This is a genomic window from Heyndrickxia sp. FSL W8-0423, assembly GCF_038009395.1.
GTDB classification, from domain to species: Bacteria; Bacillota; Bacilli; order Bacillales; family Bacillaceae_C; genus Heyndrickxia; species Heyndrickxia sporothermodurans.
This window is the reverse complement of sequence record NZ_JBBPBE010000001.1, coordinates 263,033-277,394: the sequence shown is the minus strand read 5'-3', so window position 1 is coordinate 277,394 and position 14,362 is coordinate 263,033. Positions and strand designations below refer to the sequence as shown.

General features: G+C 35.7%; 11 protein-coding genes. 9 read left to right on the top strand and 2 right to left on the bottom strand.

Annotation, left to right across the window (positions count from 1 at the left end; all coding sequences use genetic code 11):
- The first annotated feature begins 31 nt into the window (after positions 1-31).
- The 3 genes from MKY81_RS01270 (at position 32) to istB (ending at position 3,902) form a co-directional block, all read left to right on the top strand.
- Positions 32-877 carry a glycerophosphodiester phosphodiesterase family protein gene (locus MKY81_RS01270; RefSeq protein ID WP_341116314.1) on the top strand — a complete coding sequence of 282 codons (846 nt, stop codon included), beginning with the start codon at positions 32-34 and terminating at the stop codon, positions 875-877.
- A 704-nt stretch (positions 878-1,581) separates the two neighbouring features.
- Positions 1,582-3,150: an IS21 family transposase gene (gene istA / locus MKY81_RS01265; protein ID WP_107920984.1), complete on the top strand. Its 1,569-nt coding sequence runs from the start codon at positions 1,582-1,584 to the stop codon at positions 3,148-3,150.
- Positions 3,147-3,902, top strand: a complete 756-nt coding sequence (gene istB, locus MKY81_RS01260) for an IS21-like element helper ATPase IstB (protein ID WP_066232043.1) — start codon at positions 3,147-3,149, stop codon at positions 3,900-3,902. Before istA ends, istB begins: the two co-directional genes overlap by 4 nt.
- Positions 3,903-3,910: 8 nt before the next feature.
- Here the strand turns inward: istB and MKY81_RS01255 are convergent, their stop codons facing one another.
- Positions 3,911-4,348, bottom strand: coding sequence for an SRPBCC family protein (locus MKY81_RS01255; RefSeq protein WP_341116311.1), 438 nt, complete (start codon positions 4,346-4,348; stop codon positions 3,911-3,913).
- Between the two features lie 72 nt (positions 4,349-4,420).
- A complete protein-coding gene (locus MKY81_RS01250) occupies positions 4,421-4,912 on the bottom strand; it encodes a CoxG family protein (protein WP_341116309.1) in 492 nt (163 codons plus the stop codon).
- 647 nt (positions 4,913-5,559) lie between these two features.
- Between MKY81_RS01250 and MKY81_RS01245 the strand changes: the two genes are divergently transcribed.
- The 6 genes from MKY81_RS01245 (at position 5,560) to MKY81_RS01220 (ending at position 14,353) form a co-directional block, all read left to right on the top strand.
- Complete coding sequence (locus MKY81_RS01245; RefSeq protein WP_341116307.1) at positions 5,560-8,271, top strand: glycoside hydrolase family 70 protein; 2,712 nt, start codon at positions 5,560-5,562, stop codon at positions 8,269-8,271.
- Between the two features lie 132 nt (positions 8,272-8,403).
- On the top strand, positions 8,404-8,991 hold the full coding sequence (locus MKY81_RS01240) for a hypothetical protein (protein WP_066235064.1): 588 nt from the start codon (positions 8,404-8,406) through the stop codon (positions 8,989-8,991).
- 491 nt (positions 8,992-9,482) lie between these two features.
- Complete coding sequence (locus tag MKY81_RS01235; protein WP_181294620.1) at positions 9,483-9,629, top strand: hypothetical protein; 147 nt, start codon at positions 9,483-9,485, stop codon at positions 9,627-9,629.
- Positions 9,630-10,255: 626 nt separating this feature from the next.
- Entirely contained in the window at positions 10,256-12,055 is a 1,800-nt protein-coding gene (locus MKY81_RS01230; protein ID WP_341116304.1) for an AHH domain-containing protein, read from the top strand.
- The gene (locus MKY81_RS01225) at positions 12,052-12,540 is read left to right on the top strand and encodes a hypothetical protein (RefSeq protein WP_066231620.1); all 489 of its coding nucleotides are present in this window, start codon (positions 12,052-12,054) and stop codon (positions 12,538-12,540) included. Before MKY81_RS01230 ends, MKY81_RS01225 begins: the two co-directional genes overlap by 4 nt.
- 265 nt (positions 12,541-12,805) lie before the next feature.
- Positions 12,806-14,353 (top strand): hypothetical protein, encoded by a 1,548-nt coding sequence (locus tag MKY81_RS01220; protein ID WP_341116301.1) that lies wholly within the window; start codon positions 12,806-12,808, stop codon positions 14,351-14,353.
- The last annotated feature ends 9 nt before the right edge of the window (positions 14,354-14,362 follow it).

The window sequence follows — 14,362 nt, the reverse complement described above, 5'->3', positions numbered from 1 at the left end:
AAATGTAAATTTCATATGGTAATATAGTAATATGAAAAAACTACTACTCATTCCAATGATCATTGTTATTATAATTACTTGTGTCAACGTTTTTCAAACTAGTAGCAAAGAGGTTAAGTCCAAGATTCCGACTGTGATTGCTCACCGCGGTGCTTCTGGATATGAACCCGAGCATACGATACCTGCATATGATTTAGCCAAAAAGATGAAAGCAGATTATATAGAAATCGATTTAGATATTACTAAAGATGGTCATTTGGTTGCATTTCATGATGGTTCTGTGGATCGAATGACTAATGGATCAGGTTATGTTAAGAATATGACACTTGCTCAATTGAAAAAGCTTAAGATTGATACTTCTAGTAAATACAGGAACCTTAAAATTCTTACATTCGATGAGGTTGTTAAACACTTTGGTAAGTCTGTAAATTATTATATTGAGACTAGGGAGCTTGGTCATAAGTTGGTGATGGAAGAAAAGATGCTTAAAATTCTTCGAAAGCATCATATTATAGGAAAAGGTGCAAGGAAAGGTCAAGTAATAATTGAATCCTTTAGTTCAAAAAGTTTAAAAAAGGTACACAAATTGGCTCCAGAAATACCATTAGTACAACTAGTTATGATTAAGGATAAGAAAACAAAAGTTACCAATAAACAAATAAACGAATGGGCGAGATTTGCTGATGGGGTTGGAATTAATTCTCAAAGAGTCACGAAAGATTTAGTGAATCGAGTACAAAAGAAGAAAATGTTTATTTATGTATTTTTTATTAAGAACGAAGAAAAAGAAACACAAAGAATGATTAAATTAAAGGTAAACGGAGTCTTTTCCAATTATCCAGATAAAATAAGAGAGAAAAGCTTATTGAAAGGATGAGCTTTTTTATTTTGGCTAATTAATAGTTAGAATAGATCGTGAGTATAAAAACCATGTAACAAACTGCAAAAAATATGGCATTCCCTTTGACCAGTATGCATATGGCATGTTTGTATCAGTAATGGCTCCACTGTCAAAGCAAAGGATTTTATGAAACGTGTTGATAAGAATATTTTATTTCTTGTTAATATCATAAAGTCCAATCTAGTGACACTATTTTGGAAATAGCAATAAAATATAGTACAACCCAAGCAAAAATAAAAAGGTTGAATAAATTAAACAGTAAATATTTAATTAACGCTGGAAAAAACTGTGGGTATATTTTGATTGTCAGTTACAAATATTAATACTCCACCAAGATTCCACAAAAAAGCCCTTCTCATCAATCCGAGAGGGGCTAAGACTCTTTCTTTATACTAAAGACCCAAGTATTTCAAGTTTTCATGCTCTCTGCATACTTTTTTAATTCTCTTGCACGTGACCCAATAAACCTTTTGTGACTGATAAACTAGATTTAACAGTTTCCGATAAATAATATTTTACACTTTTAAACTTGGATGGTTAGATTCTTTGTCCTCCTGCCCTAGGGCAGGAGGACAAAGAAAAATCAGAACTTACTAACATCCGTTCCTATTAAAATATTTCTCTATCACTGTTATATTTTATTCGTTGATGATGATTTACAGTGATGGAGGACATGAAAGGTGGACAAGTTTGAAGTGTATGTAGACATTCGTCAATTATTAAAGCAAGGGTTCAGTAAAGCAAAAATAGCCAAAAAGTTAGGAATTTCCCGACCTACTCTGTATCGATACCTTCAAAAGGATCCGAAAGAAATGGCAGACTGGGTAGATTCCCTCCAAGTCAGGTCGAAAAAATTGGATCCATATAAGGATAAGATTTTATCCTGGCTCAAAGAGAATCCAGACATGTCGGCTGCCCAAGTGGAAGATTGGTTAAGAGAGAGAGATTCTTCCTTGGAGATATCGGAGAGCACTGTCAGGGGCTATGTCAGGAAACTTCGAGAAGATTATGATCTTCCAAAAGAAATTCGTGTTCGTGACTATGAAGCTGTTCCAGAAATGGCCATGGGGGAACAAGCACAAGTGGATTTTGGAGAAACCATACAGGAGACCCCTGAAAGGAAGAAAGCAAAACTTTATTTCATAGCTTTTGTCTTATCGCATTCACGTTATAAGTATGTAGAATGGCTAGATAGGCCTTTTACAACAAGAGATTTGATAAATGCCCATGAAAATGCATTTAAGTGGTTTGAAGGGATTCCACATGAAATGGTATATGACCAGGATTCAGTCATTGTCGTCAGTGAAAATGGGGGAAACCTTATTTACACAAAGGAATTTGAAGTGTACCGCCAACAGCGTGGTTTAAAGGTAAGGATTTGTCGCAAAGCAGATCCAGAAAGCAAAGGGAGAATTGAAAATGTAGTCGGATATATCAAGAAAAATTTCGCCAAGCATCGGATATTTACCAATATCGATCGCTGGAATGAAGATTCGTGGAAATGGCTTAATCGTACAGGGAACTATAAAATTCATCAGACTACAAAAAAAAGACCGGTCGAAGTGTTTCAAGAAGAAAAACACCATTTAAGACCAGTCCCTAACCCGTTAGAATTCAGTAATGTAAAACCTGTATCTAGTATAACAAGAACGGTTCGCCGGGACAATACAATCCGATATCAGTCCAACCGATATTCTGTTCCTCTAGGTACATTTAATAAACAAGAAAAGGTATATATACAAAGAACCGAAGAACATCTGCTTATATATGCATCTCCCAATGGCCCGTTAATGGCCGAACATAAAATTTGTCATGGGAAAGGTCAATTGATTCAAGACCGGCAACATACTAGAGATAGATCAAAAGGAATCGACGCCTACATGGATACAGTAGCCAGTTATTTTACCGATTCCCATCTGGCACAATGTTTTCTGAAGGAAATCAGGGATCGATATCCTCGATATATACGTGATCAATTACAGATCATCATGAATCAGCTAAAAAGGACGCCGCAAGAAATATCTAACCAGGCCTTGGAGGAGTGTGTAGATAAAAGGCTTTTTTGTGCAACAGATTTTGTCGATATGATTCAGTATATCAAACGGCAACGACCATTAAATGTTACAGATGTCCGTAATGAAGAGGGTAAAATTAAACCATTCCATGGTCAAAATGCGTTTATTATTCAAACCTATGCCCAAAAAAGAGATGTAAATGAATATATAGCTGTATTGGAGGGAGAAAAATGAGCCCATTAAAGAAATCGGAAGAGCTTTTAAAAACCCTCCATTTATCAGAAGCAGCCCATTCTTTGTCTCAGTTTGTCAAACAAGCTGAGACAAACGAATCAACCTATCTTTCCTTTCTTTACAGCATTTTGGAATATGAGCAAAAACGAAGAGAGGAAAAACAATTGGAAAAAAGGCTGAAATGGGCAGCCTTCCCTTTTCAAAAAACACTGGATGAATTTCATTTAGAAGAACAACAATCATTAAGTCAAAAGCAATTGAATCATCTGAGAGAATTAACATGGATTGAACAATTATATAATATTATTCTGCTTGGACCGCCAGGCATAGGCAAAACACACTTATCAGTTGGATTAGGATTAGAAGCAATCAATCAAGGTCATAAGGTTATGTTTATCACCATGGGAGAGTTGGTTCATGCCTTAAAAACGCAGGAAATTTCAAGGAAAGCACAGACCAAAATGAAAAGAATCCGTACTGCGGACTTAGTCATCATTGATGATCTTATGTTTATGGCAATGGATCAGCATGAAGCGAACCTATTTTTCCATTTAATCAATGACTTATACAACCGATCCTCTATAATCTTGACCTCCAATAAAGCTCCAAAGGAGTGGGGTGAGTTATTAGGGGATCCAGCGATAACGACAGCCATTTTGGATAGGCTTATCCATCGGGCAGAAGTCATTCACTTAAATGGTGATAGCTATCGAATGAAACATCGAGCTACTATTTTTACTGAAAAAGTGTAAAAAATAAATTATCGAAAATTGTAACATTCTACTTGACGGTCACACCTTTTCATGTATTGTTCCAAGAATAATTTATCTGCAATTATACCTAATATACCGAGAGGGGATTTATACTCAAAGGTATCAATCATAACTGTTCCATTTTGTGCCTTTATAAACTGGTGGATATGAGTAAAAGAATTGAAAGCTCCTTTTACCATAATATCAACAAATTTATTAGGCTTATCCATTTGTATTACTTTCGCTGTCAATTTTTGTTTAAAACCAAGGTGTGTTGCCTCCCAAGTTACTGTGTCACCTTCTTCTAATAACCCCGTTGTTACACCACTAATCGCTTTTTCTTTAGTTTTAGTTGTTGTTTTTGTATGAATGTCTACGTTTCTCGCAAGATCAAAGCATACTTCCAAAGGTGCGTATATAAAAATTTCATTTTTAATTACAGGCATTTTATTTTCTCCTTATAAAAGCCAAGAAAAATGCTCTTCTCATTTGAAGGGAGATTATATTATCCTTGTAAACTATGAGAATACCACAATTTTACGAGCAATAGATTCCGTTAAACGAGATGCTACCTTTGGAACAGCCCATTTAATAATTGGTGTTAACACTGCTCCCGATAATCCACCCGCATTGACGTTAACGGTGCAAGTCATTGTTGTTTTACCATTACCTTCTTCTGCAGTAAAGTGACCGCTTCCAGTAAAATTATCTGATAAACCTTTTAGTTTAAACATAATATTTGAAGGTTCATTCCATTCAGTAATATCTACCTGTACCTGTATTGTTTTCTTAATCCCTTTGACTTTACCTTCAAATGTCCAAATCGATTGCCTATCATTTATGATTTTATGTTCTTTATAGCCTGGTACTGTCGTTGCCCATTTTTCAAGATCGCTGACATAATCCCAAACTGCTTGTACATCTACTGGAATTTCTACTGTATGTGTGCCCGTTGCCATTAAGATCCCCACTTTCACTTTGTATGTATGAGTAGTAAATTTACTTTTCACAAAATAATTATTACATAAAAAGCATTAACTTACACACTATTATTTGCACTGATAATAGAATTGAATTTAAGTAAAACACTGGTCATCGACTTAATAATTTTTTCAAAATGTCCTATCGATATATAATATAAGCGAGACAATACAGCGGAAATCAGAAAAGCATATGAAAAAAATACAAAGTTAAACCAAAGTGGAAAGATAAAAGGCCAGTAGCATATGGCGGAAATACTATTATATGGAAATCCCTTAAGATAAGCATTCAAAAATCATTACTCATTAAAATTTGCATATTATTCAATTTGGCAAAAAACTGTATGAATCAAAGGGATGATTACTTAATCCACATAAAGGACTATGTGAAAAGCTTGAAATATAGTTTTCACACATTGCCTTTGTATTTTGAGAAAAAGGAGGGGGAGCAGGCTCGATCATATTACGAAGAACGATGAGCATTTGCCTTTAGCAAAATTAAATTAGAAAGCATAGGTACAGTTCTTTTGCTTCAAATGGCATGAGAACCATACATATGCTTGTTTTATATCTTCACTTTTCCATATATTTATAGTATATTTTATATGGTTAATTTGTCATGAATAGAAAGTCCTTTAAAAAGAAGGGATTTTTTTAAAAAAAGAAGGGGGAACGACATGACCAGAAAGTCTCTTAAACTAGCATTTATTGCAGTATGTTCATTTTTACTAATATTCAGTAGTGCTAGTTTCTTACCGAAAAAAGCGAAAGCTTATACATCCAATACGAATTTGGATAATCGCGTTATTTTTCAAAGTTTTAGTTTATATCAACCATACGAAAGCAATATGTATGATGAGCTATCTAAAAAAGGAAGTTTATTAAAAGAATGGGGAATTACCGATGTTTGGCTTCCTCCTGCATACCGTTCATTTAATATGGCAAGATACATGGAAGGCTATGCGATTGCTGATCGTTATGATTTGGGTGAGTTTAATCAAGGGCCAAATAATACAAAAGCAACAAAGTATGGTACAAGTGATGAATTAAAAAGCATGATCGACACACTTCACCAACAGGGTCTTAAAGTTCAGGAAGATCTTGTGCCTAATCAAATGTTGGGATTAAGCGGAAGAGAAGCAGTGTATGTAACAAGAACTGATAATAATGGAAATTTATTCAAAAATCCTTATACAACAGGTATTACGACTAGAATTCGAGGCGATCTATATTTAGCATATACTAAAGGTGGAGGACAAGGCCAAGCGAAATATGGATATATTAAGGAATGGAATAAAAAATATTTTAACGGGACATCTTTACAAGGTCAAGGTATCGGCCGTGTGATGACGGATGATAACGGAGTTCCTTATCGATATTTTGGTCCTAATAACAGCAAAAACTATTTACCAGAATGGTTAAATGAAGCTGCAGCAGTTAATAAAATTAACACGGTTGATGGATATTTGTCAGTCGATGGTTGGTATGCAGCAAAAGACGCAGCTACAACAGATCAATATTGGAAACCAATGCTTATTAACTATGCGAAAGATAAAGACTATCTTCCATACATGAGCAAAAATGGCTTTGCAACTGTGGAAGAGATTGTTAATGGTGATAACGGAAAAATTGCTGATTTAACCAATGCATATCTTCAATCAAACCCGAAATATGGATATGGTACTGAAGAAAAGACTTATAAAAATGATAATTCAGGGATTGACGATCAAGATCAGTTCTTATTTGTAAAGAAAAATGGAGGAACCCTGCATAATATCAATAATACTATCAGTGGAAATAATGAATTCCTAGTAGGAATGGATATTGATAATTCCAATCCAACTGTTCAAAAAGAGCAGATCCATTGGATGAATTGGTTACTAGATACGTATAAATTCGATGGCTTCCGAGTGGATGCGGCTAGTCATTACGACAAACAGGTTTTACTTGACTTGGCAGATGTTATGAAAGAGCACTTCGGTTCTAATGAAGAAAATCATTTAAGCTATATTGAATCCTATTCTAGTGCAGCAAATGATTTTGAAAATAAAAACAGTAATCCACAGTTATCAATGGATTATGCTTTATATTATACGTTCCAAAATGCACTTGCCAAAGGAACAAACAAGCAAAAATTGTCAACGTTGGCAACGAATTCAGTTGTTGATCGAAATGGTTCAGGATCTTCGAATGCCACTCCAAACTGGTCATTTGTAACTAATCATGACCAAGAGAAGAATCGTATCAACAATGTTATGTTGAATTTATATGGCATTAAAACTGGAGAGAAATATACAAACACAACTCCTAAATCTTTTGAAAATCTTTATGATAAAGACACAGAGAAAAAAGCGTTAGCAATCTATCAAGACGATATGAATAGAGTGGATAAGAAGTATGCTCCACACAATGTTGTCAGCCAATACGCTTATCTTTTAACCAATAAAAATACCGTACCAACCGTTTACTATGGAGATATGTACCAAACAGACGGTTCATATATGTCTAAAAAGACTCCTTATTATGACGCTATTACAAAACTGTTAAAGGTTCGTAAAGATTATGCATACGGAAACCAAAAAGTAACGAACTATACATCAAATACATCACCTAAAACAGCGGGCCAAGACTTGATTTCAAGTGTAAGATATGGAAAGGATCGCAATACAGGCGTTGCAACTGTTATTGGCAACAATCCAAAATTAGATACAACTATAAAAGTAAATATGGGATCCTCACATAAGAATCAAGTATTCAAAGATGCAACTGGATTCCATAGTGAAAAACTTGTAACAGATAGCAAAGGTGTATTAACGATACATGTAAAAGGAACAGCGAATGCACAAGTAAAAGGTTACTTAAGTGTATGGATTCCAACGAAAGACAAAGTTCCGACCCTTACTTGGAATTCCATAAAGTCTGTATACCAAGGAAAGACTGCTAAAGTTAGCGTGAAACTAACAAACTCGTCTTCAAAAATCAAATCAACAAGCTATGCTTCATCCAACAAAGCAATTGCCACTGTTGATAAAAACGGAAATGTAAAAGGTAATAAGAAAACTGGCAAAGTGACAATCAATACGACAATTACTACAAAAGATAACTTTGTCCTTTACTCATCGAAACAAATAGAAGTGAAGGCAAACCAAGTCACACTTAAAGCCAATAGTGCCAAAATCAAAAAAGGAAAAACAACAACAATTAGTGTAAAATCATCAACAGACAAAATAAAAACAGCATCATATAAGTCTTCCAATACAAAAATTGCTACAGTATCAAAAGCAGGCAAAGTAACTGGAAAAAAAGCAGGGAAAACAACAATCACAGCCACTTACAAAACACAAGGCGGCTATATCGTAACTAAGAAGTTCACAGTAACAGTTAAATAGAAAACGGAGAGTCGGTTCTTTTGTTTCATAGAAATCGAGAGAACCGACTCTCTGTTATTGTACATAAAATTATTAATCGTGTAGTAATATATTACCTTATAATAAATCGTTAAAATTAAATTTGGGGATATTATGAATAAACTACTATTAAGTATGCTGGCCGGAGGTTTGATATTATCCGGTTGTCATAAGTCAACAGAATCCTTAAGCAGCAAAAATAATCCACAACATGAGAATAAAACTAACTCTACCACTAAGGAGGAGGCAGAAACTATCGGTGATGAAGCACTGTATCCACCAACCGAAGGGATGGCAATAGATTCATTAATTCAAAAAAACATTAAGATTGGTGACAAAGCAGAGGAGCTTAAAAAAGTAGCCCCCGATCAATATAAACCGCAATTTGATGCATACTCATTTAGTCTATCAGGTGATTTATATGGGCATATATCAAATAATATTATTCATACCTTAACAGTAAGACTAGATAGTGACCCGATTTCTTTAGATGAAGCAACAGATATAGTTACTTCTATATTGCCTGATGATGCAGAACTCCAAGATACACGTGAGGAGACACCATACATCTTTTATTATTATAAAAGTGAAAATCTTCCTTCACCTTCTAAAATTGAAGTACAAATTGGTGCTATTGGAGGAAATGTAAAGGTAATAGGTTTTACCTCTGATATTGGTACAACTGTTAACTATAATAATTAATTGGAGTACAGATAAGAGTGAAATCTTGCTACAGAGGTTGGCGAGTGTAAAGTTAAATGATAGTAATTGTTGACTGTCATCAACCGTAATATTTTGAATTTATAAAATGAGGGATTTTTCTGATTTGCTTTAAAGTAAACGAATCGTCTTTACAATTTCAATAAATTTCCAAGTCGGCAAACAATCCGCCATCTTATCACAATTAATTGGATGATATGCCCTACAAATTGTCTTTGGTTTATATCAATCTGAAATTCGGTTTACATACAAGTTGGAATAACATCTAATTGGGTTGTCAAGCACTATGTCCAATACTTTGGTTTGGTAGATTACCGCTCTTTTGGTTTCGTAGCGTTTGTCAATTATAGAATTTTCAAAAATTGATAGTCTGAGATACTGAAATTTTGTGATAGAATGGACTTGTAACTTCATATTCGTGAGGGTGGTTGGTTGTCGCACTTCTTTCCGTTTAAGGAAAGGAGGTGATGATCATGGAAACAATTCTTGAATTTCTTCGTGAAATTCTGAAAGGATTTATGCGTGAATTGGGTGCATATTTCTTTCGGAAAAAAGTTCTAGAAAACAAGAAAACCGCCCTGCGCCGTAGGAAGCATAAGGGTGGCTTTCGAAGAAAATAATTTTCTTTTGACAACTACCACCCTGACGGCAGAAGTTGCAAGAGAGAAGTGTTACTAGCACTTCTCTTTTTTTATTATATATCCATTATACATAAAATTATTCCTAAAGAGAAGACTGGTTTTACTTAAATAGGATTAAGGGGCACTAATCTCTTACTTAACTCAAATCTTTAAGTTGCTCATTAATTAACTCCCTTTGTTTATTCAACATCGGGTATTAAAATACGTAAACAGAAAAAAGGATCTACCAAGGATAAGGAAGGAAATAAAAGTAAATATCGATCTATAAAAGTAAAGCAATAGATACAAGGGGACTTGTCTAAAAATTTGACAATGTCCTCTTTTTTTGTGAAGTCAAAGGAGGGAAACTTCTTTCAGATGTTACGCCCTCGGTCTTGAGCAACAAGAAATAAAGCTTGTTCAACAAGAAATGCAATTAAAAGCATGGCATGTGCATTTTTCTAATCCCAAATACCTACCCTCCTTTTTCCCTATTTTATCGTCACTTTTTATATTGTAAAATTTTAGAAAGTAATAATATGTAGGATATGGAAATCTAGGAAAGTGTGAAATTTCCTTATTTGGTTCATTCTAGAAATCTAGTTTAAAACGACAGGGGTTTTTTTATGGACGTAAAATATATCCCATCAGATTGGGAAAAGATGAAAGAAGGAATTGGAGACTTAATTGGATTAAGGCGCTGGGGTAAAGGGATGATTGATGACCTTAAAGCTATCACAGAAAATCTAGAAGATGCAGAATCAGATATTGCAAGCCTTGACAGCGATGGAGTCATTTCCTTTCACCACACAAGTCAAAAGGATAAATTTCAACAATTATACGAAGACTTTGAAGTGCTTCATCGTTTTACTGGAAAAGTTGGGGATATCGTTGACCGTACGATTGATCAACCATTCTATGAAGATATCGATGCATTTGTCGAAGCGATGAGAGATTTATCAATTTCAAATTATACGACGAAGAACCGGGTTGGTGCAACAGAAGTGAAGGTTGTCTACGGGGGATATGGCCAGCAGAATACTTTAGAAGTTCCAAAGACAGAAGTAAGTATCGATGATCTATTTAATGGCGATAATTTTTATGCTGAACAAATCAAGCTCGAATACGATGCCTGGAAAGAGCTAAATCCCGATCAGGATTTTTCGCAAAAAGAGTATCAACTCGCAGCTGTAAATACCCGTGCCTTCGAGTACGAATCGATTCGAAACCATCAAGAAAGCAAGGAATTTTGGGGACAAATTGCCGCACTCGTCGTCATCGTCGGTGTTTCATTAGTCTGCCCGCCTGCAGGTATCGCCTTAGGAGCCGCTTATGGAACATTCGAATTAAGCTCGGCCGTTTCCGGAAAGGATTGGATATCAGGTCGAGAGCTAGGCACTGGAGAACGAGTCTTCCGAGGAGTATTAAGCCCGCTGGATATTATTCCTGGGGTGAACAGTATTACAAAATTCAGCGGAACAGTGAAGCTTGCTCACCTTGGAGATATGGGGATATCGTCCATTAAAACGGGAATTAAAAGCAGTGTCAATAATGGAGTAACTAAGGTTAGAAGTTTGGTTGAAACTGCTGAAAAGATGTCTACCCCTCGCTTAAAAAGAGCCACTTCAGCGATAAAAGATGTATCAAATAAGCTGAAAAATAAGTTAATAGACGATACAATAGAAGTAGGGAGATTCATAGATTCAGCCACCACATTTACAAAAAATATCTTCTCGACCCGAAAACCATTAGACCTCGCAATGGAGGGATTTGGAAATACTGGAAGTATTCGAATGCCTGTGGAGAATACGCATGCGGCTGAGAATTATTTTGCGGCTAAGCTTGGTAAGAGTTCTAGTGAATCTACTAGACTTATTCCAGGTACCCCTGGAAAGGTAACAGGTGGAAGTTCTTCAAAACTTGGTAAGAATATGTTCGAGGAAATGGGGCTCCCCCGAACAACTAAACGTTCTCCTTATCAAGCGCAACATATTATTCCTGCTGAATTTAACGAACATCCAATACTTCAAAAAATAGGAATGGACATGGATCATGCTTCTAATGGATTTTTCCTTCGTGTTCCTGATGAGTACGTAAGCTCAACTTCCCGGCACCAAGGTTATCACTCAGTTTATAGTGATTTTGTTGAACGGAAGTTAGATGAAATAGATATAAATCAAGATATTAGTATTATTGAAAAACAAGTTTTTGAGTTACAACAAAAGCTAAGGAAGCTTCAAGAAAAGGGATTGCCACTATATATGACGAATGATTATTTACAGAAAGAATTGAATATTTTAAAACAAAAGGGCTTAGATGATTATTTGCTTGACAGAGCCAACAATAAGAATAGAATTAGACCTGTTTGGGGTAGAGGTGGAGGAGCAACAATAGACTTATGGGAAAGGTGGTTTAATAAATTATGAAGTATGGAACTCATACTAAATTAGTTGAAGAAGTTATTCAATTTGCAAATTCTATGCAAGAAATTCAAAAAACAGTTGTCCCTCAAGATGTTTCTACTATTAATGATATTATTGAGGCGAAAAAACTCGCTTTTTATGAGGTTTTTGGTGAGGATGAATATACTTGGTCAGATATAAGGCAAATTGAAATGGGAAAAGTTAAGGGTAAATTATATAAACTAGATCCTAGTCAAAAACCTAATGGTTTGGAAGAAATATCAGAAGAGATTGCTAATGGGCTTAGAAATCATCTCCCGGATTCGTATAGTGATTTTTTTGAGAATGTTGTGGTAGATTTAAGAAATTGTGCGATAAATCGCGCAATAAATGGCCAAGTTCAAAATTTTTACGAACAAATTTTCAATATATACAAAGCCGGTGGTTTTCCTTGTGGCTGGAATGGTGATTATCCAGACAACGGTGAAATAATTGTTTATTTTGCATAAATTTGTGTTCTAAAGCAGTTATGCTTAAAAATAAATAAATAATTAAAGCACTTGATTACTATAAAAAGTAACCTATAGAGTAGACGCTAAAAAAAAGTCCTATAGGGTACTTTTTGGATAGATGGGGACGGTTCTTTTGCTTTCTTGAAGCAAGAGAACCGTCCCTTTGCTGTCCCAAGAGAAGTCGGAAATATCGTGTCGATCGGACAATTGATCAACCATTCTATGAAGAGATAAATTTCAACAATTATACGAAGACTTTGAAGTGCTTCATCGCTTTACTGGAAAAGTCGGGGATATCGTCGACCGTACGATTGATCAACCATTCTATGAAGATATCGATGCATTTGTCGAATCGATGAGGGATTTATCAATCTCAAATTATACGACGAAGAACCGGGTTGGTGCAACAGAAGTGAAGGTAGTTTACGCGGGATATGGCCAGCAGAATACTTTAGAAGTTCCAAAGACAGAAGTAAGTATCGATGATCTATTTAATGGCGATAATTTTTATGCTGAACAAATCAAGCTCGAATACGATGCCTGGAAAGAGTTAAATCCCGATCAAGATTTCTCTCAAAAAGAATACCAACTGGCAGCTGTAAATACCCACGCTTTTGAATATGAATCGATTCGAAACCATCAGGAAAGCAAGGAATTCTGGGGACAAATTGCCGCACTTGTCGTCATCGTCGGTGTTTCTTTAGTATGTCCGCCTGCAGGTATCGCCTTAGGCGCAGCTTATGGGACATTCGAATTAAGCTCGGCCGTTTCCGGAAAGGATTGGATATCAGGTCGAGAGCTAGATACCGGAGAACGAGTCTTCCGTGGACTATTAAGCCCGCTGGACATTATCCCCGGAGTGAGCAGTGTCGCAAAATTCAGCGGTACAGTAAAGTTTGCTCACCTTGGAGATATAGGGATATCATCCGTTAAAACGGGAATGAAAAACAGTGTCAATAATGGAGTGACCCAGGTTAGAAGTCTGGTTGAAACAGCCGGAAAGGCGTCTACCACTCGTTTAAAAAGTGCAGCTGCCGTGATAAAAGATGTACCAAATAAGCTGAAAAATAAGTTAATAGACGATACAATAGAAGTAGGAAGATTCATCGATTCAGCTGTCACACATGGAAAAAACATCATCTCGACCCGACAACCATTGGACCTCCCTATGGAGGGATTCGGAAATACTGGAAGTGTCCGAATGCCTGTGGAGAATACGCATGCGGCTGAGAATTATTTTGCTGCTATGCTTGGTAGGGGGAATGGGGTTAGTGGTAGTAAGGGTACGGGTAATAGAAAGATCCAATTGGGTAAAGAAGAGTTGGATGCGCTACGGAAAAAGTGGAATGTTCCGGAAACTAATACTATTGCAGTTGGAAAAACTGATGTAAAAGGACTTGAAGATTTGATTTTTGAAGGTGGATCACCGAAAGTTAGGAAGGAAGCAGGTCTTCCAGATTTAGATGTATCATATCCTAATAGACCTATTAAATCTTCAGGAAAAATACCATCTGCTACAAGACATGCTGAAGAAGGTGTAGCGAATCAATTTGTTGAGGCAGTAGAGAAATTAGGTATACAACCTAATGATGTGGTTGGGACTTTAAAACTACATCAATCTAACCCCTCAGGGGTATGTCCAACTTGTCTTAGTGGGTTAGGAAATCCTAAAAAAAATCCAGGTGTAATAAAACAATTAAGTTTAAAATATCCTAACTTAATTATTGAGGTTACCTCACAGGTGGTAGAAGGTGCTAAAGTCAACGGAAGATTAAATTTTAGAGTAAAAAATGGTATATATATTGATTAGGAGTGGGTC